Source organism: Pseudomonas anguilliseptica, assembly GCF_021375795.1.
GTDB classification, from domain to species: domain Bacteria; phylum Pseudomonadota; class Gammaproteobacteria; order Pseudomonadales; family Pseudomonadaceae; genus Aquipseudomonas; species Aquipseudomonas anguilliseptica_A.
Genome location: NZ_JAEIOI010000001.1, coordinates 818,812 through 840,601, shown reverse-complemented (window position 1 = coordinate 840,601; position 21,790 = coordinate 818,812). Strand labels below are relative to the sequence as shown.

General features: G+C 61.6%; 18 protein-coding genes. 1 reads left to right on the top strand and 17 read right to left on the bottom strand.

What is annotated here, in order from left to right:
• Window positions 1–78: 78 nt before the first annotated feature.
• Window positions 79–2,811: a preprotein translocase subunit SecA gene (gene secA / locus IOD17_RS03860; protein WP_233683769.1), complete on the bottom strand. Its 2,733-nt coding sequence runs from the start codon at window positions 2,809–2,811 to the stop codon at window positions 79–81.
• Between the two features lie 117 nt (window positions 2,812–2,928).
• Window positions 2,929–3,855, bottom strand: coding sequence for a M23 family metallopeptidase (locus tag IOD17_RS03855; protein WP_233683768.1), 927 nt, complete (start codon window positions 3,853–3,855; stop codon window positions 2,929–2,931).
• Between the two features lie 81 nt (window positions 3,856–3,936).
• Between IOD17_RS03855 and IOD17_RS03850 the strand changes: the two genes are divergently transcribed.
• Window positions 3,937–4,392, top strand: coding sequence for a DUF721 domain-containing protein (locus tag IOD17_RS03850; RefSeq protein ID WP_233683767.1), 456 nt, complete (start codon window positions 3,937–3,939; stop codon window positions 4,390–4,392).
• Window positions 4,393–4,476: 84 nt separating this feature from the next.
• On the opposite strand, the gene lpxC is transcribed toward IOD17_RS03850, so the two are convergent.
• The 15 genes from lpxC to rsmH all read right to left on the bottom strand — a co-directional run bounded on the left by lpxC (window position 4,477) and on the right by rsmH (window position 21,789).
• On the bottom strand, window positions 4,477–5,388 hold the full coding sequence (gene lpxC, locus IOD17_RS03845) for a UDP-3-O-acyl-N-acetylglucosamine deacetylase (protein WP_233683766.1): 912 nt from the start codon (window positions 5,386–5,388) through the stop codon (window positions 4,477–4,479).
• Window positions 5,389–5,500: 112 nt separating this feature from the next.
• Window positions 5,501–6,688, bottom strand: a complete 1,188-nt coding sequence (gene ftsZ / locus IOD17_RS03840; RefSeq protein ID WP_233683765.1) for a cell division protein FtsZ — start codon at window positions 6,686–6,688, stop codon at window positions 5,501–5,503.
• 47 nt (window positions 6,689–6,735) lie between these two features.
• Window positions 6,736–7,983 carry a cell division protein FtsA gene (gene ftsA / locus IOD17_RS03835; RefSeq protein WP_090251236.1) on the bottom strand — a complete coding sequence of 416 codons (1,248 nt, stop codon included), beginning with the start codon at window positions 7,981–7,983 and terminating at the stop codon, window positions 6,736–6,738.
• Window positions 7,984–8,003: 20 nt separating this feature from the next.
• The gene (locus IOD17_RS03830; RefSeq protein ID WP_233683764.1) at window positions 8,004–8,867 is read right to left on the bottom strand and encodes a cell division protein FtsQ/DivIB; all 864 of its coding nucleotides are present in this window, start codon (window positions 8,865–8,867) and stop codon (window positions 8,004–8,006) included.
• Between the two features lie 3 nt (window positions 8,868–8,870).
• Window positions 8,871–9,821 carry a D-alanine--D-alanine ligase gene (locus IOD17_RS03825; protein WP_233683763.1) on the bottom strand — a complete coding sequence of 317 codons (951 nt, stop codon included), beginning with the start codon at window positions 9,819–9,821 and terminating at the stop codon, window positions 8,871–8,873.
• A complete protein-coding gene (gene murC, locus IOD17_RS03820) occupies window positions 9,818–11,227 on the bottom strand; it encodes a UDP-N-acetylmuramate--L-alanine ligase (protein WP_233684509.1) in 1,410 nt (469 codons plus the stop codon). Before murC ends, IOD17_RS03825 begins: the two co-directional genes overlap by 4 nt.
• Before the next feature lie 34 nt (window positions 11,228–11,261).
• Window positions 11,262–12,332: an undecaprenyldiphospho-muramoylpentapeptide beta-N-acetylglucosaminyltransferase gene (murG, locus tag IOD17_RS03815; protein WP_233683762.1), complete on the bottom strand. Its 1,071-nt coding sequence runs from the start codon at window positions 12,330–12,332 to the stop codon at window positions 11,262–11,264.
• The gene (ftsW, locus tag IOD17_RS03810) at window positions 12,322–13,548 is read right to left on the bottom strand and encodes a putative lipid II flippase FtsW (protein ID WP_233683761.1); all 1,227 of its coding nucleotides are present in this window, start codon (window positions 13,546–13,548) and stop codon (window positions 12,322–12,324) included. Before ftsW ends, murG begins: the two co-directional genes overlap by 11 nt.
• Window positions 13,548–14,894 (bottom strand): UDP-N-acetylmuramoyl-L-alanine--D-glutamate ligase, encoded by a 1,347-nt coding sequence (gene murD, locus IOD17_RS03805; RefSeq protein ID WP_233683760.1) that lies wholly within the window; start codon window positions 14,892–14,894, stop codon window positions 13,548–13,550. Before murD ends, ftsW begins: the two co-directional genes overlap by 1 nt.
• 7 nt (window positions 14,895–14,901) lie before the next feature.
• Complete coding sequence (mraY, locus tag IOD17_RS03800; RefSeq protein ID WP_233683759.1) at window positions 14,902–15,984, bottom strand: phospho-N-acetylmuramoyl-pentapeptide-transferase; 1,083 nt, start codon at window positions 15,982–15,984, stop codon at window positions 14,902–14,904.
• Complete coding sequence (locus IOD17_RS03795; protein WP_233683758.1) at window positions 15,984–17,366, bottom strand: UDP-N-acetylmuramoyl-tripeptide--D-alanyl-D-alanine ligase; 1,383 nt, start codon at window positions 17,364–17,366, stop codon at window positions 15,984–15,986. Before IOD17_RS03795 ends, mraY begins: the two co-directional genes overlap by 1 nt.
• Window positions 17,359–18,822, bottom strand: a complete 1,464-nt coding sequence (locus IOD17_RS03790; RefSeq protein ID WP_233683757.1) for a UDP-N-acetylmuramoyl-L-alanyl-D-glutamate--2,6-diaminopimelate ligase — start codon at window positions 18,820–18,822, stop codon at window positions 17,359–17,361. The genes IOD17_RS03795 and IOD17_RS03790 overlap by 8 nt, the downstream gene beginning before the upstream one ends.
• Window positions 18,822–20,561 carry a peptidoglycan D,D-transpeptidase FtsI family protein gene (locus IOD17_RS03785; RefSeq protein ID WP_418904247.1) on the bottom strand — a complete coding sequence of 580 codons (1,740 nt, stop codon included), beginning with the start codon at window positions 20,559–20,561 and terminating at the stop codon, window positions 18,822–18,824. Before IOD17_RS03785 ends, IOD17_RS03790 begins: the two co-directional genes overlap by 1 nt.
• The gene (gene ftsL / locus IOD17_RS03780) at window positions 20,558–20,851 is read right to left on the bottom strand and encodes a cell division protein FtsL (RefSeq protein ID WP_233683756.1); all 294 of its coding nucleotides are present in this window, start codon (window positions 20,849–20,851) and stop codon (window positions 20,558–20,560) included. The genes IOD17_RS03785 and ftsL overlap by 4 nt, the downstream gene beginning before the upstream one ends.
• A complete protein-coding gene (rsmH, locus tag IOD17_RS03775; protein WP_233683755.1) occupies window positions 20,848–21,789 on the bottom strand; it encodes a 16S rRNA (cytosine(1402)-N(4))-methyltransferase RsmH in 942 nt (313 codons plus the stop codon). Before rsmH ends, ftsL begins: the two co-directional genes overlap by 4 nt.
• Between the last annotated feature and the right edge of the window lies 1 nt (window position 21,790).

Here is a 21,790-nt window from a genome sequence, read left to right as displayed (position 1 = left end):
GACCGTTCGCGGCGTTAATCAAGCGGGGTCAAGCATAGCCAACGTCACTGTCGGCTCAACCCTCGGTACACGACAGGCTTAGTTGACCTGACCGTGGCAGTGCTTGTACTTCTTGCCGGAACCGCACGGGCACGGCTCGTTACGGCCGATCTTCGGCTCGGTGCGAACGGGTGCGGTAGCCACCGCCAGGTCACCCTCTTCCTCGCTGGCTTCCGGCAGCAGGGCCGAAGCCTCGGCATGCTGGAACTGCATACGTTCGGCCAACGCTTCGGCTTCGCGGCGCAGACGGGCTTCTTCTTCGGCCGGATCTTCGCGGCGCACCTGCACATGCGACAAGACACGGATGGTGTCGCGCTTGATCGACTCCAGCAGCTCCTGGAACAGGGTGAAGGACTCGCGCTTGTATTCCTGTTTGGGGTTCTTCTGCGCATAACCACGCAGGTGGATACCGTGACGCAGGTGGTCCATGGTCGACAGGTGGTCTTTCCACAGGTCGTCCAGCACGCGCAGCAGAATCTGCTTCTCGAAGGTACGCAGGGCTTCGGCGCTGGCTTCGTTTTCTTTCTCGTTATAAGCCTTGAGCAACTCGTCGAGGATGCGCTCGCGCAGGGTTTCCTCGTACAGCTTGTCGTCTTCGTCGAGCCACTGCTGAACCGGCAGACGCAGGTTGAAGCCGCTGTACAGGGCATCTTCCAGGCCGGCAATGTCCCACTGCTCAGGCAGCGACTGCGGCGCAATGTGCTCATTGATGGTGTTATCCAGCACTTCGCGGCGGAAATCGGCGATGGTTTCGCCAATGTTGTCGGCCGCCAGCAGCGTGTTGCGCATGTGATAGATCACCTTGCGCTGCTCGTTGGCCACGTCGTCGAATTCGAGCAGTTGCTTACGCATGTCGAAGTTGCGGCCCTCGACCTTGCGCTGGGCCTTCTCGATGGCGTTGCTGACCATGCGGTGTTCGATGGCCTCACCGGACTGCATGCCTAGGGCCTTCATGAAGTTCTTCACCCGATCGGAGGCGAAGATGCGCATAAGGTTGTCTTCCAGCGACAGGTAGAAGCGGCTGGAGCCCGGGTCACCCTGACGGCCGGCACGGCCACGCAGCTGGTTGTCGATACGGCGCGACTCATGACGCTCGGAGGCAATCACGTGCAGACCACCGGCTTCGATCACCTGCTGATGACGCTTCTGCCAATCGGCCTTGATCTGCGCAATCTGCTCAGGTGTGGCGTTTTCCAGGTTGGCCACTTCGACTTCCCAGTTACCGCCCAGCAGGATGTCGGTACCACGACCGGCCATGTTGGTGGCAATGGTCAGCGCACCCGGGCGACCGGCCTGTGCAATGATCTCGGCTTCCTTCTCATGGAACTTGGCGTTGAGCACCTTGTGCTCGATGCCTTCCTGATTGAGCAGCTTGGACATGTGCTCGGAGGTTTCGATGGTGGCCGTACCGACCAGCACCGGACGGCCCAGGGCCATGCTTTCCTTGATGTCGGTGACGATGGCGGCGTACTTCTCGTCCGCGGTCAGGTAGACCAGGTCGTTGAAGTCCTTGCGCGCCAGGGCACGGTTGGTCGGGATCACGATCACCGCCAGACCGTAGATCTGATGGAACTCGAACGCTTCGGTATCCGCTGTACCGGTCATGCCGGACAGTTTGGTGTAGAGGCGGAAGTAGTTCTGGAAGGTGGTCGAGGCCAGGGTCTGGCTCTCAGCCTGGATCGGCAGGCCTTCTTTGGCTTCGATGGCCTGATGCAGGCCCTCGGACAGACGACGACCCGGCATGGTACGGCCGGTGTGTTCGTCAATCAGCAGCACCTGGTTGTTCTGCACGATGTATTCGACGTTGCGGTGGAACAGTTTGTGCGCACGCAGGCCCGAATACACGTGACTCAGCAGGCCTAGGTTGTGCGCCGAATAGAGGCTCTCGCCTTCGGCCAGCAGGCCAACTTCGGTGAGCATTTCCTCAACGTACTGGTGACCGGCTTCGTTCAACTCGACCTGACGGGATTTCTCGTCAACCTTGTAGTGACCTTCCTGAGTCACCACGCCCTCTTCTTCCTCGATGTGCAGCTTGAGGCGCGGGATCAGCTTGTTGATCTCGGTGTAGAGGCGCGAGCTGTCTTCAGCCTGGCCGGAGATAATCAGCGGGGTGCGCGCTTCGTCGATCAGAATGGAGTCAACTTCGTCGATTACGGCGAAATTCAGCTCGCGCTGGAATTTTTCTTCCAGGCTGAAGGCCATGTTGTCGCGCAGGTAATCGAAACCGAATTCGTTGTTGGTACCGTAGGTAATATCGGCCGCATAAGCACTGCGTTTTTCTTCCGGCGGCATAAACGGAGTAACAATACCCACCGAAAGGCCGAGGAATTCATACAGCGGACGCATCCAGTTAGCGTCGCGGCGGGCCAGGTAGTCGTTGACCGTCACCACGTGCACGCCCTTGCCGGACAGTGCATTGAGGTACACCGCCAGGGTCGCCACCAGGGTCTTACCCTCACCGGTACGCATCTCGGCGATCTTGCCTTCGTGCAGGGTCATGCCGCCGATCAGCTGCACGTCGAAGTGACGCATGCCCATCACCCGCTTGCCCGCTTCACGGGCTACAGCGAAGGCTTCGGCCAGCAGTTGGTCAAGAGTTTCGCCTTTGGCCAGACGGGCTTTGAACTCCGCCGTCTTGGCACGCAATTGCTCATCGGACAAAGCAAGCATCTGCTCCTCGAAGGCATTGACGGCCTGAACCGCCTTGAGCATGCGTTTGACTTCACGCTCGTTCTTGCTTCCAAAGAGTTTCTTCAACAAAGGCGCAAACATATCGACAGGATCTTCCAGGCGTATGGATTGAGGGGCACCGAACAGCGCCCCATACAGCCTTCATGGCTGCGTGCGAAGCGGGCATTCTACTCGGAAATGCGAATGAGGAAAGCTACGTTATTCGACGTCGCTCACGCGGGCGATATAGCTGGCTGGATTGACCAGACGCCCCTTCTTGCTGACCTCGAAATGCACATGGTAGCCACTGGCGCGACCACTACGGCCGACCCGCGCAATGGTCTGCCCGCGCTGTACCAGGTCACCGATTTGCACCAGATTGCTCTGATTGTGCGCGTATAGCGTGGTGTAACCATCGGCATGACTGATTTCCACGGTATGTCCGTAACCGGAGCGATTACCGGAAAAACTCACCACGCCTGCGGCCACTGCCACCACATCACTACCCGGTTTGGCGGCAAAATCGACGCCCTTGTGCTGGGTGTTGCGCCCGGTCAGCGGGTGCACGCGCCGGCCAAAGGGCGAAGACATGTATCCATGACGCACCGGCATGCCGGACAGGTACTCGGCCTCGTTCAACTGGCGCTCGCCGATCAGTTGCTCAAGCACCTCCAGCAGCTGCTCGCGGCTGTCCAGACGCAGGCTGAGTTGATCCAGCTCATCCATGAACGGTGGTGGCGCATAGGCCGCGTCACCCAGCGCATCCTCGGCACCACCCTGGCCCACGTTGAGGGAGAAGTCGAACTCACTGGCATCCAGATCTGCCAGCTCGGTGAGCCGCGCACCCAAAGCATCCAGACGGGTCAGACGGGCCTGCAATTCGGCCACGTGTACCGCGAAGGCATCCAGTTGACGCTGAGCATCGCGCCGCACCTCGCCGACTTCGGCACGCTGCTGATCAAGCACCTGATTGAGTTGTGTGTCGTCATGCACCGCTACGGTCGCCGGTGCCCACCAGGCACCCACAGCAACCCCGCCGCCCAACGCGGCCGCCAGGGACAGGACGAACGCCAACAACAGCCACCGCAAGTCCAGGCTAAGCGAACGCGCAGCACCGTGGTGCCGACTGAGTAAGATAATCTGCACGGCCTTCCCCTCGTGGTGAAGCGTCAGTCGGCAACAGCGATTCTGCTACCATGGCGGCTTCACTTTTTCAGGCGTCCTGCCATGACTTTTCGTCCTTTGCCGGCCAAAGCTCCCGCCGCGTTATTGCGCGAAGCGAAACCCCTGAAGGCACTGTTCAATCAAGCGCAACGCATTGATCGTCTGCAGCACCTGGTGGAAAGCCAGCTGCAGCCGGCGGCTCGCGAACACTGCCACGTAGCGTCATGGCGCGAGGGTTGCCTGCTGCTGATCATCACCGATGGCCACTGGGCCACGCGCCTGCGCTATCAACAAAAACGCTTGTTGAAACAACTGCAGGCACTCGAAGAGTTCGCGACCTTAACGAAGATTCTGTTCAAGGTGCAACCTCCGACTGCCGAAAGGCGTGCTGCGGGTCGCACAATCAGCCTCTCCGACAGCGCCGCGGAAAACATCCAGGCGACCGCCGATAGCATCAGCGATCCCAAGCTACGCGCCGCCCTTGAGCGCCTGGCCAAGCATCGCCAAAGCGAGCAGTAGACCTTCAAACTGGCCAATACTCGGGCATAAAAAAGGCCACCCGAGGGTGACCTTTGAAAGTAAAGAAAGAAGGAGGGTGTTGCGTTACACGGCCGCAACCGGGCGCATGTAAGAGATTGGCGCGGTGTTGGGATCATCGAAGGTGACAACTTCCCACGAATCGGTCTGCTCGATCAGGGTACGCAGCAGGCGATTGTTCAGCGCATGCCCCGATTTGAAGCCCTTGAACTCACCGATCAGGCTGTTGCCCAGTAGGTAGAGGTCACCGATCGCATCGAGAATCTTGTGTTTGACGAACTCGTCCTCATACCGCAGGCCGTCTTCGTTCAACACGCGGAACTCGTCTACCACGATGGCATTGTCCACGCTGCCGCCGAGTGCCAGGTTCTGCGAACGCAGGAACTCGATGTCACGCATAAAACCAAACGTACGCGCACGGCTGACTTCCTTCACAAACGAGGTGCTGGAGAAGTCAACACTGGCCGACTGGGTGCGATTGCGGAAGACCGGGTGATCGAAATCGATCTCGAAGGTCACCTTGAATCCCTCGAAAGGCACGAAGGTGGCGCGCTTGTCGCCCTCTACTACCGTGACCTCACGAAGAATGCGGATGAACTTCTTGTGGGCTTCCTGCTCTTGCAGGCCCGCCGATTGAATCAGGAATACAAAGGGACCCGCACTGCCATCCATGATCGGCACTTCGGACGCGGAGAGCTCGACGTAGGCGTTATCGATGCCCAGGCCAGCCATGGCCGAAAGCAGGTGCTCTACCGTATCCACCTTGACATCACCATTGACCAGCGTGGTCGACATGGTGGTTTCACCGACATTGCCTGCTCGCGCGGGAATTTCCACGATAGGGTCGAGGTCGGTACGACGGAACACGATACCGGTGTCCACAGGTGCCGGCTTCAGGGTCAGGTATACCTTCTCCCCGGAATGCAGGCCGACGCCGGTGGCGCGGATAATGTTCTTCAGGGTGCGTTGTCTGATCATGGCTTTGGCCGCTATAGCACTAGTTGCGAATTGTTTTCAACAATGGCCGGCGATGATAGCAGAACCGGCCTTTGCTGAACACCAATCACCCCAATACTCCTGATACATTTCATCAATCAGCCTGACGACGCAGAAACGCCGGGATGTCCAGGTAATCCAGGTCATCCTGTGGGTTCAGCTTGGCTGCAGTGGCCGCGCCACTGTGGCTTTGACGCTGAACGGTCGGGCGCTCGTAGTCCTTGTAATTGACGCTTTGCTCGGCACGCGCCGGGGCTGCGGCGTTGCCGCCAGTGCTGGCAGAAACTTGCACAGTATTATCGATAACCTTGACCGGCTTCTCGATACGCGCACCCAGACCGGTGGCAACCACAGTCACGTGCAGCTCGTCGCGCATGTCCGGATCGATCACGGTGCCGACCTTGACGGTGGCGTGCTCGGAGGCGAACTGCTCGATGATGTTACCCACGTCGGAGTACTCACCCAGGGACAGGTCAGGACCGGCGGTGATGTTCACCAGAATGCCGCGCGCGCCTTGCAGGTTGACGTCTTCCAGCAGCGGGTTGCGAATGGCAGCTTCGGTGGCTTCACGTGCACGGTTCGGACCGCTGGCGCAGCCAGTGCCCATCATCGCCATGCCCATTTCGCTCATCACGGTTTTCACGTCGGCGAAGTCGACGTTGATCATGCCTGGACGCTTGATGATGTCGGAGATACCGCGCACGGCACCGGCCAGTACATCGTCAGCCTTGGCGAAAGCCGACAGCAGGCTGGCGTCTTTGCCGAGAATGGTCAGCAGTTTTTCGTTCGGAATGGTGATCAGCGAGTCGACACTTTCCGACAGCGCGCGAATACCTTCTTCGGCAATGGTCATGCGCTTCTTGCCTTCGAACGGGAACGGACGGGTTACCACCGCGACGGTGAGGATGCCCATCTCCTTGGCCACCTGAGCGATAACAGGGGCCGCACCGGTACCGGTACCGCCGCCCATGCCGGTGGTGATGAAGACCATGTCGGTGCCGGCCAGCACCTCAGCGATACGCTCGCGGTCTTCCATGGCCGCCTGACGGCCGACTTCAGGATTGGCACCGGCGCCCAGGCCTTTGGTCACCGCAGTACCCAGTTGCAGTACGGTACGTGCGCCGATGTTTTTCAGAGCCTGAGCATCGGTGTTGGCGCAGATAAACTCGACGCCTTCGATGTTGTTCTTCGCCATGTGGTTGACTGCGTTGCCGCCGCCACCGCCCACGCCGATCACCTTGATAACTGCACTTGCTGGAGCGCTGTCTACGAGTTCGAACATTTTCCCTCTCCTTTTTACTTTCTAGTTTTGTAACGCCTACTGCAAAATCAGAAATTGCCCTGGACCCAGCGTTTCAGCCGTTCCAGCACAGGTTGTTTGGGTTCATCGCTGTAGCTGCCAAGTGCAGACATGGAGATGCCGTCGGCCTGCTTTTGCAGTCCGTACAGCAGCAGGCCTACACCTGTGGAATAGATGGGGTTGCGCACTACGTCGGCCAATCCTTTGACACCTTGCGGCACGCCCAGGCGTACCGGCATATGGAAAATTTCTTCGGCCAGCTCGACGGCTCCTTCCATCTTCGCTGTGCCGCCAGTGAGGACGATCCCGGCCGGAATCAGATCCTCGTAGCCGCTGCGGCGCAGTTCGGCCTGAATCAGGGTGAACAGTTCGTCGTAGCGCGGCTCGACCACTTCGGCCAGGGACTGACGCGAGAGGTCGCGCGGCGGACGATCACCGACGCTCGGCACCTTGATGGTTTCGCCGGCACCGGCCAGTTTGGCCAGCGCGCAAGCATACCGAATCTTGATCTCTTCGGCATATTGGGTCGGTGTACGCAGCGCCATGGCGATGTCGTTGGTGACCTGGTCGCCAGCAATCGGGATTACCGCGGTGTGGCGGATCGCGCCTTCGGTGAAGATGCAGATGTCCGTGGTGCCGCCGCCGATATCGACCAGGCACACGCCCAGCTCTTTCTCGTCGTCGGTCAGCACGGCATAGGCCGAGGCCAGTTGCTCAAGGATGATGTCGTCGACTTCCAGGCCGCAGCGACGCACGCACTTCTCGATGTTCTGCGCCGCGTTCACCGCACAGGTCACCACGTGCACCTTGGCCTCCAGACGCACGCCGGACATACCCAGCGGCTCACGTACGCCTTCCTGGTTATCGATCACGTAATCCTGCGGCAGGGTGTGCAGCACACGCTGGTCCGCTGGGATGGCCACGGCCTGGGCGGCATCCAGTACACGCTCAAGGTCGGCCGGACTGACTTCACGATCACGGATGGCGACGATGCCGTGGCTGTTGAGGCTGCGGATATGGTTGCCGGCCACACCGACGAAAGCCGAGTGGATACGGCAACCGGCCATCAGCTGGGCTTCTTCCACGGCGCGCTGAATCGACTGCACGGTGGATTCGATATTCACCACCACGCCCTTCTTCAAACCACGCGACGGATGAGTGCCGATGCCGACGATTTCCAGTTGGCCGTCCGCATTTACTTCACCGACCAACGCCACCACCTTGGAGGTGCCAATGTCGAGGCCGACGATCATCTTGCCGCTCTGCACGTTTGCCATGGCTCTTGTCTTCTCCTGATTCACTGCACGACAGCGGTGGTTGCCGCTGCGGGCGCTACCGGCTCGCGCCAGGCCACGGCCAGGCCGTTGGCATAACGCAGATCGATACGCGCAATATTCGTTTGTTGCTCTTTCAAGGCCTTGTTGTAGATGGCCGAGAAGCGGCGCATTTTTTCCACCACATGATCACGTCCCAGCAGCAACTCGATGCCCTGCCCGGTGGAGAGGAACCAGCTACCGCGTTCACGCAGCTCTAGGCGCGCCACGGAAAAGCCCATGGGCCGCAGCATCTGGCTGAGCACCTGGTATTGCTGCATCACCTGCTGCTGGGCACGGCGTGGGCCGTACAGCTGCGGCAGGTGCTGATAATTGCTGACTTCCTGCGGGGCAAACGCCTCGCCCTGATTGTTCAGCAGTGCCTCATCGCCCCAACGGGCAATCGGCAGTTGCTCTTCCAAACGCACCACCAACTGATCCGGCCACACGCGGCGCACCTGGGCGCTGGCGATCCACGGCATCAGCTCCAGCTCGCGACGCAGGCTGAGCAGATCAACCTTGAAGAAGCTGGCGTTGGCATAGGGCGCAATGCGCTGCTGCACGGCCTGCTGGTTGACGTAGCTGAGGTCGCCCTCAACGCTGATCCGCGCAATCGGCTGATCGGCATAGGGCAGCGCACGCAACGACAACTCGTAGGTGCCATAACCCAGACCAAGCAACAGCAGCGGCCAGGTCAGGCGCTTGAGCCAGGCAAAGTTGGTCTTCGGCAGGCTCACCCGCAGGCTGATCGGCTCTTTCGCCACCAAACGGCTGGCGCCGCGCTGCGCAGGCTTGCCGCGCACGGGGGCGCGGTTCGAGCCTGGCTGGTGACGCAGAGTAGCCGTCATGACTTAACCCCTCGCCTCAAGGCTGTCGGCCAGAATCGCCAACACCAACTGTTGAAAATCCAGGCCAGCAGCACGGGCTGCCATCGGCACCAGGCTGTGGTCGGTCATGCCAGGTACGGTGTTGACTTCCAGCAGCCAGAACTTGCCATCGGCGTCCTGCATCACGTCGGCACGGGCCCAGCCCTGGGTGCCGACCGCTTCACAGGCGCGCGCGGTGAGGTCTTTCAGCTCGGCTTCCTTCTCCACCGAGAGGCCGCACGGGATGCGGTACTGGGTGTCATTGGCCAGGTACTTGGCGTCGTAGTCGTAGAAGCTGTGCGGTGTGCCCAGGGCAATCGGTGGCAGCACCTGACCACGCAGCATGGCGATGGTGAACTCGGGACCGGCAATCATCTGCTCAACCAGTACCTGCGAGTCGTAGCGGCTGGCATCTTTCCAGGCAGCAATCAGGGCATCGACATCACTGACTTTGGCCATGCCGATGCTCGAACCCTCATGGGCCGGCTTTACGAACAGCGGGAAACCCAGCTCGGCAGCGGCTGCATGGCAGTCGGCTTCACTGGCCAGCGCGGCGTGAGCCGGTGTTGGCAGGCCAAGGCTCAGCCACACGCGCTTGGTGCGCAGCTTGTCCATGGCCAGGGCCGAAGCCAGGATGCCGCTGCCGGTGTAAGGAATTCCGGCACACTCAAGCAATCCCTGCATCGAACCGTCTTCACCGCCACGGCCGTGCAGCACGATAAAGGCACGGTCGATTCTCTCGGCAGTCAGGCGCTGCAGCAGGTCATCGCCTGCATCGATACCGAACGCATCCACGCCAGCAGCCAGCAGCGCTTGCAGCACGGCATTGCCGGATTTCAGCGAAACTTCACGCTCGGCGCTCTTGCCGCCGAACAGTACAGCCACACGCCCAAAGGCGCTGACCGGATATTGTGATTGCAGACTGGCAGCACTCATTTCGACTTACCTTCGGCCGCTGCGAACAGCGGGCTTTGCAACAGTTGCGGAGCCAGGCCGCCGATATCGCCGGCGCCTTGGCAGAGAAGAATGTCGCCCGCACGCAGCAGCGGCTTGACGATGGGCGCGAGGTCCACGCCGCGTTCGATATAGATCGGATCGAGCTGGCCGCGCTGACGAATGCTGTGGCACAGGTTGCGGCTGTCCGCCCCGGGAATCGGCGCTTCACCGGCCGGGTAGACTTCCATCAGCAGCAACACCTGGGCATCGCCGAGCACCTGAACGAAATCGTCGTACAGGTCGCGGGTACGGCTGAAACGGTGCGGCTGGTAAACCATCACCAGGCGGCGCTCCGGCCAGCCGCCGCGCACAGCCTTGATCACTGCTGCCACTTCACGCGGGTGGTGGCCATAGTCGTCGACCAGCATCACGCTGCCACCGTCCACCGGCAGCTCGCCGTAGACCTGGAAGCGCCGACCGACACCCTGGAACTGCGACAGGCCCTGGACGATGGCGTCATCGCTGATGCCCTCGTCGCTGGCGATGGCAATGGTCGCCAGGGCGTTGAGTACGTTGTGGTTGCCCGGCATGTTCACCGAGACGTCCAGCGGCTCGCGGTCGCGGCGCAACACGGTGAAGAAGGTTTGCATGCCCTGCTGACGCACGTTGATCGCACGGACGTCGGCACCCTCATCGAAGCCGTAGGTCACGGTCGGACGTGCCACCTGCGGCAGGATTTCACGCACGATCGGGTCATCCACACAAAGTACTGCCAGACCGTAGAACGGCAGGTTGTGGAGGAACTCGATGAAGGTTTTCTTCAACTTGTTGAAGTCACCGCCATAGGTGCTCATGTGGTCCATGTCGATATTGGTGACCACCGAGACCATCGGCTGCAGGTGCAGGAAGCTGGCGTCGCTCTCATCGGCCTCAGCGATCAGGTAACGGCTGCTGCCCAATTGGGCATTGGTGCCCGCAGCATTCAGCCGACCACCGATCACGAACGTCGGGTCCAGGCCGCCGGCGGCGAATACCGAAGCCAGCAGGCTGGTGGTGGTGGTCTTGCCGTGTGTGCCGGCCACGGCAATGCCGTGGCGATAGCGCATCAGCTCGGCAAGCATCTCGGCGCGCGGCACTACGGGGATACGACGCTCCAGTGCAGTGGCCACTTCCGGGTTGCTGGTATTCACCGCGCTGGACACCACCAGCACGTCGGCCTGTTCGGCGTTCTCCGCGCGATGGCCGATAAAGATTTGCGCACCGAAGCTTTCCAGACGCTCGGTCACGGCCGAGGACTTGAGGTCGGAGCCGGACACTTCATAGCCGAGGTTGAGCAGCACTTCGGCGATACCGCACATGCCGGCGCCGCCGATGCCAACAAAGTGGATGCGGCGGATGCGGCGCATACGGCGGATTTCCGAGCGTGCAGCGGCGGGAGACTTAGCCACGGGCCACCTCCAGGCAGATATCGACAACGGTGCAGGTTGCATCGGGCTTGGCCAGTCGACGTGCGGTCTGGCCCATTTCATTCAGGCGTTCGGGGTGCATCAAAACCTCGGTCAGCTGCGCGGCCAGCGTGGCGGCGTCAGTGGAACGTTGTGGCAGCAGTACGGCAGCGCCGGCACTGGCCAGATAATCGGCATTGCGGGTCTGGTGGTCGTCGATCGCGTGCGGCAGCGGCAGCAGAAACGCTGGCAGGCCGGCGGCGGCCAGCTCGCTTACGGTCAACGCACCGGAGCGGCACACCACCAGATCAGCCCAGGCGTAAGCCCGCGCCATGTCCTTGATAAATGGCGCAACGGTCGCTTCGACGCCAACGGAGGCATAGCGTTCAGTGGTGATCGCGTCATGTTGCTTGCCGGCCTGATGGAACACTTCAGGGCGCAGCTCGGCGGCCACCAGTGCCAGGGCTTCGGGCAGCAGCTTGTTCAGCGGCTCGGCCCCCAGACTGCCGCCCAGCACCAGCAAACGCGGGCGGCGACTGCGCAGCGAATCACGCGGGGTCTCCAGGAACAGCTCTTCACGCACCGGGTTGCCGGTGGTGCGGCGCTTGTCGCTGGCACGGAAGGTATTCGGGAAGGCCTCGCAGACGCGGCTGGCAAATGGCACCAGGCTGCGATTGGCGGTGCCGGCCACGGCGTTCTGTTCGTGGATGATCAGCGGTGCGCCAGTCATGCGTGCGGCCAGGCCGCCGGGGCCGGTGACATAGCCGCCCATACCCAGCACGCACACAGGTTGCAGCTCGCGCATCACCTTGCGCGCCTGGAACAGTGCCTTGATCAGCTGGAACGGCGCTTTCAGCAGCGACAACTTGCCTTTGCCGCGCAGGCCCGTGACGTCAATCAGATGCAGCGGCAGACCGGCCGCCGGCACCAGCTCATTCTCGATCCCACGCGGTGTGCCCAGCCAGTGCACGCTGTAACCGCGCGCCTTGAACTCGCGAGCACAGGCCAGCGCCGGGAACACGTGACCGCCGGTACCGCCGGCCATGATCAGTACATTACCGCGCATGGCGAACCTCCTCGGCAGCCTGGCCGTCGAAGAAATCGGCTTCGCTGAAGTCGACATCCTCGCTGCCCAGCTGAGTACGGCGTTCCCACTCGATGCGCAGCAACAGCGCCAGGCTGATGCAGCAGATCACCAGCGAGCTGCCGCCGTAGCTGAGGAATGGCAGGGTCAGACCCTTGGTCGGCAACAGGCCGATGTTCACCCCAATATTGATCAACACCTGGCCGATCCACAGAAACGCCAGGCCGTAGGCCACATAGGCGGAGAAAAACTGCTTGGCTTTCTCGGCCCACAGGCCGATATACAGGGCGCGCACGCTGACGAAGACAAACAGGCCGACAGTGATCAGCGCGCCGACCATGCCCAGCTCTTCGGCCAGCACGGCAAACACGAAATCGGTATGCGCTTCCGGCAGATAGAACTGCTTCTGCACGCTGTTGCCCAGACCGACACCGAACCATTCGCCACGACCAAAGGCGATCAGCGCCTGGCTCAACTGGTAACCGGCGCCGTATTGATCCGCCCAGGGGTCGACGAAGTTGGTCAGGCGTTGCAGGCGATAGGCTTGACTGGTCATCACCAGCACGCCCAGCCCCAGTACGCCAGCGGCCAGCGGAATAAAGCGCAGCAGGTTGACCCCACCGAGGAACAGCATGGCGATGGCCGCACCGACCAGTACCACGGTGGCACCGAAATCCGGCTCGGCCAGCAACAGTGCAGCAATCGGCCCCAGCACCAGCATCGGTTTGATAAAGCCGGTGAGTTTCTCGCGCACCTCTTCCTGGCGACGCACCAGATAGGCCGCAATGAACATCACACTGAACAGCTTGGCCAGTTCGGATGGCTGCAGGTTAAAGATGCCAAAACCGATCCAGCGCTTGGCCCCATTGACCTCACGGCCAATCCCCGGCAGCAACACCAGAATCAGCAGTACGACGGCCACCAACAGCAGCGTGCCGCTGTAACGCTGCCACAACGACATTGGCACCAGCAGGGTGACCAACGCCGCACCCGTGCCCAGCGCCAGATAAACCAGGTGGCGGATCATGTGATACAGCGGGTTGCCCGACTGTGCCGCGGCCACTTCTGAGGACGCCGAAGCAATCATCACCAGACCCAGCCCCAGCAGCGCCAGGCAGCCGGCCAGCAGCGGGAAATCAATATCGATCCCACGACGGGTATGCAGCGGCGAAGGGGCGGCGAGCAGGCGGGCAAGCATCAGCGCAAACCCTCCACGGCCTGGGCGAACAAACGTCCGCGTTCTTCGAAATTCTTGAACATGTCCAGGCTGGCGCACGCTGGCGACAGCAGCACGGCATCGCCCGACTCGGCAAGCTCGGCAGCGCGCTGCACGGCTTCCTCCAGGGTTTTCACCCGGATCAGCGGCGCAGCATCACCCAGGGCACTGGCGAGCAACTCGGCATCGCGACCCAGCAGCACCACGGCGCGGCAGAACTTGCCGACAGGTGCTTTTAGCGCCGAGAAATCCGCACCCTTGCCATCACCACCGGCGATCAGCACCAGCTTGCCGCTGATATCCGCGCCCAGGCCTTCGATGGCAGCCAGTGCAGCCCCGACGTTGGTAGCCTTGGAGTCGTCGTAGTAGCTCACCGCATTGCGCTCACCGACCCACTGGCAGCGATGCGGTAGACCCGCGAACTCACGCAGAGTAGCCAGCATGGCGTCCATCGGCAGGCCCACGGCATGACCCAGCGCCAGCGCCGCCAGGGCGTTGGACTGGTTGTGCGCGCCACGGATCTTCAGCTCACGCACCGGCAGTAAGGTGTCGAACTGATAGGCCAGGTGCTTCTCGCCGTTCTCCTCAAGCAGACCAAAGCGCTTGAAGTCCGGCTTGCCCAAACCGAAATACCAACAGGGCAGCTGATCGGCCACCAGCGGACGCGACAGTGCGTCATCGCGGTTGACCACCACCTGGCGCGCGCCACGAAAGATGCGGTGCTTGGCCAGGTGATAAGCCGGCAGATCGGCGTAGCGATCCATATGGTCTTCGCTGATATTCAGGCAGGTCGCCACCTCGGCATTCAGCTGATCGGTGGTTTCCAGCTGGAAGCTCGACAGCTCCATGACGTACAGCTCGACCTCATCATTCAGCAGGTCCAGCGCCGGGGTACCGAGGTTACCGCCCACAGCAACCTTCTTGCCGGCTGCGGCAGCCATTTCACCGACCAGAGTGGTCACAGTGCTCTTGGCGTTGGAGCCGGTGATGGCGACGATCGGTGCTTTGGCATAACGGGCAAACAGGTCAATGTCACCCGACAGTTTCACGCCACGGGCAGCGGCGGCCTGCAACGCCGGGGTCGCGATAGCCAGGCCAGGGCTGACCAGCAGCTCGCTAGCGCGGCAAAGGAACTCCACATCCAGTTCGCCACAACGCACTTCCACCTGCGGGAACTGCTCACGCAAGGTGGCGAGCTCCGGCGGGTTGGCACGGGTGTCAACCACGGCAAACGGCAGGCCCTGGCGTGCGAGGAAACGCACCAGAGACATGCCGCTCTTGCCGAGGCCGACAACGATGCGGAAGTGGTCAGACGCAATCAGGCTCATGCTTTCCTCAACGCAGCTTCAGGGTGGCAAGGCCGATCAGCACCAGAATCACGGTGATGATCCAGAAGCGCACAATCACGCGCGGCTCAGGCCAGCCTTTCAGTTCAAAGTGGTGATGGATCGGCGCCATGCGGAACACGCGCTTGCCGGTCAGCTTGAAGCTGGCGACCTGGATGATCACCGACAGGGTTTCCACCACGAAGATGCCGCCCATGATGAACAGCACCACTTCCTGGCGCACGATCACCGCGATGGTGCCCAGAGCCGCACCCAGTGCCAGTGCGCCTACGTCCCCCATGAATACCTGGGCCGGGTAGGTGTTGAACCAGAGAAAGCCCAAGCCAGCACCGACCAGTGCTGCGCAGAACACGATCAGCTCGCCCGCACCCGGCACATAAGGGATAAACAGGTATTCAGCGAAATTCACGTTACCCGACAGGTAACAGAAGATCCCCAGCGCACCGCCAACCATCACCGTCGGCAGAATGGCCAGGCCATCAAGGCCGTCAGTAAGGTTGACCGCGTTGCTCGAGCCGACGATCACAAAGTAGGTCAGCACCACAAAACCCAGGCCCAGCTCCAGACCGAAGTCCTTGATCATCGGCAGGATCAGGGTGGTTTCCACCGGGCTCTGTGCGGTCATATAAAGGAAGAATGCCGCGCCCAGACCGAACACCGACTGCCAGAAGTATTTCCAGCGGCTTGGCAGGCCCCGCGAGTTTTTCTCGATCACCTTGCGGTAGTCGTCGACCCAACCGATGGCACCAAACAGCAGCGTGACAGCCAGCACCACCCAGACATAACGGTTAGACAGGTCAGCCCAGAGCAGGGTGCTGACGGCGATGGCCGACAGAATCAGCGCACCGCCCATGGTTGGTGTGCCTTTTTTCGACAGGTGCGACTGAGGGCCGTCGTTACGCACCGCCTGGCCGATCTGGCGGATCTGCAGAGTGCGGATCATCCACGGACCGAGCCACAGCGATAATGCCAGCGCCGTGAGTACGCCGAGGATCCCGCGCAGTGTCAGGTACTGAAACACTGCGAAACCCTTGTGGAACTGTTGCAGGTATTCCGCCAGCAGCAGCAGCATTAGTGAATCTCCCCGGATGTGCCACACAGCGCCGCTACGACTTTTTCCATCGCCGCGCTGCGTGAACCTTTAATAAGAACAGTGGTGTCGCCCTGCTCGCCGCTTTGTTCGGCGAGCAGCGCGTCGATCAGGCTGGCCTGATCGGCAAAGTGCCGACCCTGTGTGCCGAATTCTTCAATAGCAAAAGCCATCAGCGGGCCGACGGCATACACCGCATCGACCTTACCCAGCGCATAGCTGCCGACCTGGCGATGGCCCTGTTCGGCCCAGGCGCCCAGCTCGCCGATATCCCCTAGCACCAGCACGCGGCGACCAGGGAAACCAGCAAGGATATCGATAGCGGCGCACACCGAAGTCGGGTTGGCGTTGTAACTGTCGTCAATCACGCGCAGGCCGTTCGGCGTGATCTGCGCAACAGCGCGCCCCTTGACCGGTTGCAGATTTTCCAGCCCGACTTTGATGGCTACAGGCTCAATGCCCAACGCCAAAGCAGCGGCGGCAGCGGCCAGGGCATTGGCGACATTGTGCTCACCGAGCAGATTGAGCTGGATGCGCGCCTGGCCGCTGGCGCAATGCAGGGTAAAGGCCGAGCAGCCACGGGCGTCGCGGGCCAATTCGCTGGCGTAGACATCAGCCGCAGGATTAACCAGGGCGAAACTGCTGACGCGGCGTCCTTTGGCACGCTGCTGCCAAATGGCAAAGGCCCGGTCATCAAGGTTGAGCACGGCCACACCGCTTTCGCTCAGGCCTTCGAGGATCTCGCCCTTGGCCTCAACAATTTTCTCAGGGCCGCCGAATTCGCCAACATGCGCGGTGCCGGCGTTATTCAGTACGGCCACCTGTGGCTGGGTCAGGCTGACGGTGTAGGCAATCTCGCCGACATGGTTGGCACCCAACTCGATCACCCCGGCAACATGTTCAGGAGCCAGCTCCAGCAAAGTCAGCGGTGCGCCGAGGTCGTTATTCAGGTTGCCACGGGTGGCCAGCACAGGACCTTGCAGACCTTCACGCAGGATGCTGGCGAGCATTTCCTTGACTGTGGTCTTGCCGCTGGAACCGGTAATCGCCACCACAGGCGCGTTGAACGCCTGACGATTGAGTGCGCCCAATTGGCCAAGGGCCAGACGGGTATCAGCGACCAGCAGTTGCGGCAGCGCTGCACCGACGACTTCACGCTCGACCAGCGCCGCCACAGCACCTTTGCTGGCGACGTCAGCCAGGTAGTCATGACCATCGAAACGCGGGCCGGCCAGGGCGACGAACAGCTGGCCTGGCTGAATCGCCCGGCTGTCGCTGCTAACTGCACTGAATGCCACATCGGCACCAATCACCTTGGCACTCAATGGGCCAGCCACTTCGCTCAACCGCAGCGCCTTAAGCATGCGCCACCTCCCATGCCGCCAAAGCTTTTGTTGCCTCAACCAGATCGGAGAACGGCTGACGCACGCCGTTGATTTCCTGATAGTCCTCATGGCCCTTGCCGGCCAGTACCAGCACATCATCGGCACTAGCAGCGGCTATCAGCTGAGCAATCGCTTGGCCACGGCCATGCACAAACTGCACGGACTCCGGAGTGACGAAGCCGGCACGGATATCACTGAAAATCTGTGCAGGTGCCTCGGTGCGCGGGTTGTCATCGGTGACCAGCACCGCATCGGCCAGACGCTCAACCACCGCAGCCATCAGCGGACGCTTACCGTTGTCACGGTCGCCACCACAGCCGAACAGGCACAGCAGGCGGCCTTTGACGTGCGGGCGCAGCGCTTCGAGGACTTTTTCCAGGGCATCCGGCGTGTGTGCGTAATCCACCACCACCAACGGCTGCTTGCCGCCACCCAACCGCTGCATACGACCAATAGGGCCCTGCAGCTGCGGCAGCACTTGGAGAATTTCATCCAGCGGGTAATCCAGGCCGAGCAGCGCGCCGACCACTGCCAGCAGGTTGCTCAGGTTAAAGCGCCCGAGCAGCGAGCTGCGCAGGCTGCCTTCGCCACGTGGAGTGACCAGCGTGGCGCGCACGCCCTGCTCGTCGAACTGTGCGTCGCGGCAATACAGGTAGGCTTCGGCATCGTGCAGGCTGTAGCTGATCAGCCGGGAATCATGCTCGGCAGCCGCCAGTTCACGACCAAAGGCATCGTCCAGGTTGAGCACCCGGCAACGCAGGCCCGACCAGGCGAACAACGCGGCCTTCGCTTCAGCGTAGGCCTGCATCGAACCGTGGTAATCCAGATGGTCGCGCGACAGGTTGGTCAGCACCGCCACATCAAATGCCAAGGCAGCCACGCGACCCTGATGCAGACCGTGGGACGAGACTTCCATGGCCACGGCGCGCGCACCGGCGTTTTTCATGTCAGCCAGGGTGGCCTGCACACCAATCGGGTCCGGGGTAGTGTGGCGACCTTGTTCCAGTGCACCGTAGAAGCCATTACCCAGGGTGCCAACGATGCCGCAGCGCTCGCCAAGCAGATCCAGGGCCTGGGCCAACAACTGGCTGACGCTGGTTTTGCCATTGGTGCCGGTGATACCGATCAGGTGCAGGCCACGGCTCGGCTCGCCATAGAAGCGCCCGGCAATTGCCGACAGTTGCTGCGCCAGGCCTTTGAGTGCAACCAGTTCCGCGCTATGCGCGGTCATCACGGCAGCGCCTTCCGCCTCATAGGCCACGGCAGCGGCACCACGGGCAACCGCATCAGCGATATGCACGCGACCATCCTGCTGGGTGCCTGGCACGGCCAGAAACAGGTCGCCCGGGCGCACCTTGCGGCTGTCCAGGGTCAGTTCGCGAATCAGGGTTGAGCTGGCGGCTTCCGGCAACAGCTGATTAAGGGGCATGGGCATCAGATACGCCCTCCTTTAACGGGTGCGGCAGCGGCGGTTTCGACCTTCGCAGCTTCAGGCGCCGGCAGGTTATCCGGGGCCACGTTCATCAGGCGCAGGGCGCCGGACATGACCTTGCCGAATACCGGAGCGGAAACCAGGCCGCCGTAATAACCACCTTCGCTTGGCTCGTCGATCATGATCACGGCAGCAATACGTGGGTTGTCGATGGGTGCGACACCGGCGAAGAACGAGCGATAAGCCTTGTCGACATAGCCCTTGCTGCCAGTGGCAGCTTTACGTGCCGTACCGCTCTTGCCGCCGACGTGGTAGCCGGGCACCTTGGCCCGTGCACCGCCGCCGCCTGGCTCTTCGACCACGGCCTGGAGCATGCCAAGCACGGTCTTGGCGATCTGCTGGTCGATCACCTGGGTCGAGACGGGTTGGCGATCCAGGCGCACCATCGACAGCTGAACGTTCTTGCCGTGGTTGGCCAGTACCGAATAGGCATGCGCCAGCTGCACGGCGGTTACCGACAGACCATAGCCATACGCCAGGGTGGCGGTTTCGGCCTGCTTCCAGACGCGGTAGTTCGGCAGGTTGCCAACGCGCTCGCCGGGGAAACTCAGACCGGTGTCCTGCCCCAGGCCGACTTGCTGCATCACGGCGTAAATCGGCTCGGCGCCGATATCGAAAGCCACCTTGCTGATGCCGACGTTGCTCGACTTCATCAGAATCTGGGTCAGGTTGAGCACGCCACCGCGCGACACGTCACGGATGGTGTAACGGCCGATACGCAGGCTACCTGGCGCGGTGTCTACGGTCATTTCCGGGGTCCAGCGGCCGGAGCCGAGGGCTGCGGCGATGGAGAATGGCTTGACGGTCGAGCCTGGCTCGAACACATCGATCATCGCCCGATTACGCATGGCGGCCGGTTGCAGGTTGCGCCGGTTGTTCGGGTTGTAGGTCGGCTGATTGACCATGGCCAGCACTTCGCCGGTCTGCACATCAAGCAGCACCAGGCTGCCGGCCTTGGCGCCGAACTCAGTAACGGCATTGCGCAGCTCGCGGTGCGCCAGGTATTGCAGACGCAGGTCAATCGACAATGCCAAGGCCTTACCGGCCTTGGCATTCTGTGCAACCTGGACGTCCTTGATCAGCCGACCACGCCTGTCCTTGAGCACCTGGCGCTTGCCCGGCACACCCGCCAGCCAGTCTTCGAAGGCCAACTCCATGCCCTCACGGCCACGGTCGTCGATGTCGGTAAAGCCCACTACATGAGCAGCCACTTCACCAGCAGGATAAAAGCGGCGGAACTCTTCAATGCCATACACGCCCGGCACTTTCAGATCGAGAATGCGCTGCCCCTGCTCAGGCGTCAGACCACGCACCAGGTACATAAACTCGCGTTCGGCATTGGCCTGCAGGCGCACACTGAAGGCCTTGGGCTCCTGCCCCAGAGCAGCTGCCAGTTCGTTCCACTTGGCTTTACCGTGCTGCAACTCTTTGCCATTAGCCCATAGCGTGGTCACCGGAGTGCTGACCGCCAGTGGCTCGCCATTACGGTCGGTGATCAGGCCACGGTGCGCCGGAATCGGAATATGCCGCACGCTGCGTGCGTCGCCGTGCGCCTGCAGAAAGCCCTGATCAAAGACTTGCAGGTCAACGATGCGCCAGGCAATCGCTCCGACCATCAGCGCCAGCAACAGCAGCACCAGACGGAAACGCCACGGGTAGAGTGCGCCTTCAAGACCCATCATGGTGCCACCATGCGCACTTCGGCGGCATCCGGAATGCGCATGCCCAGGCGCTCGCTGGCCAGGGCTTCAATGCGGTTGTGCGCGGTCCAGGTGCTTTGTTCAAGAATCAGCCGGCCCCACTCGGCCTGCGCCTTGTCGCGCACACTGAGTTCGGCATACAGCTCATTGAGCAGCTGGCGGTTCCAGTGCGCGCTATAGGAAACCCCCACAGCCGATACCAGCACAGCCAGAAACAGCAGCAGCATCAGCAGACTGCCGCTGGGCAATGGCTTGGCGAACAACGCGCTCATCGCACCTTCTCCGCAATACGCATCACTGCACTGCGCGAACGCGGGTTGGCGGCAAGCTCGGCCTCAGAAGCGAACACCGGTTTGCCGATCAACTTCAGGCGTGGCTCGAAGGCTTTCGGAATGATCGGCAGGTCACGTGGCAGCTTGTCCATCTCACCCTTGGCATGCTTGCGCATAAAGAGTTTGACGATGCGATCTTCCAGCGAGTGGAAGCTGATCACCGCCAGACGGCCGCCCACTTCCAGATTATCCAGGGCAGCATCCAGGCCACGCTCCAGATCACCCAACTCGTTATTGACGTGGATACGCAACCCTTGGAAAGCCCGAGTCGCCGGATTCTTGCCTTTTTCCCAGGCAGGGTTGGCCACAGTCAGTACCTGTGCCAGATCGGCCGTGCGCTCGAACGGCTGCTCGGCGCGACGTAGCACCACAGCACGGGCCATACGCTTGGCGAAGCGCTCTTCACCGTACTCCTTGAACACCCGGGCGATTTCTTCTTCAGCGGCCGTAGCGATGAACTGCGCAGCACTGATGCCGGCGTCCGGGTTCATGCGCATATCCAGCGGACCGTCGTTCATAAAGCTGAAGCCGCGCTCGGCGTCGTCCAGCTGCGGCGAAGATACGCCGAGATCAAGCAGAATGCCGTTGACCTGCCCTGCCAGACCACGCTGCGCCAGTTCATCAGCCAGCTCGGCAAAGCTGCGTTGCACAACGACAAAGCGGCCGTCTTCGGCCGCCAGCGCATTCCCGGTCGCAATTGCCAGGGGGTCTTTGTCAAACCCCAGCAAACGACCGTCTGGCCCGAGCTTTTCCAGAATCAGCCGGCTGTGCCCGCCACGCCCGAAGGTGCCATCTAGGTAACAACCATCGGCGCGCACAGCCAGCCCCTCGACAGCCTCGTCGAGGAGCACGGTGATATGGCGGAAGCTGCTGGTCATA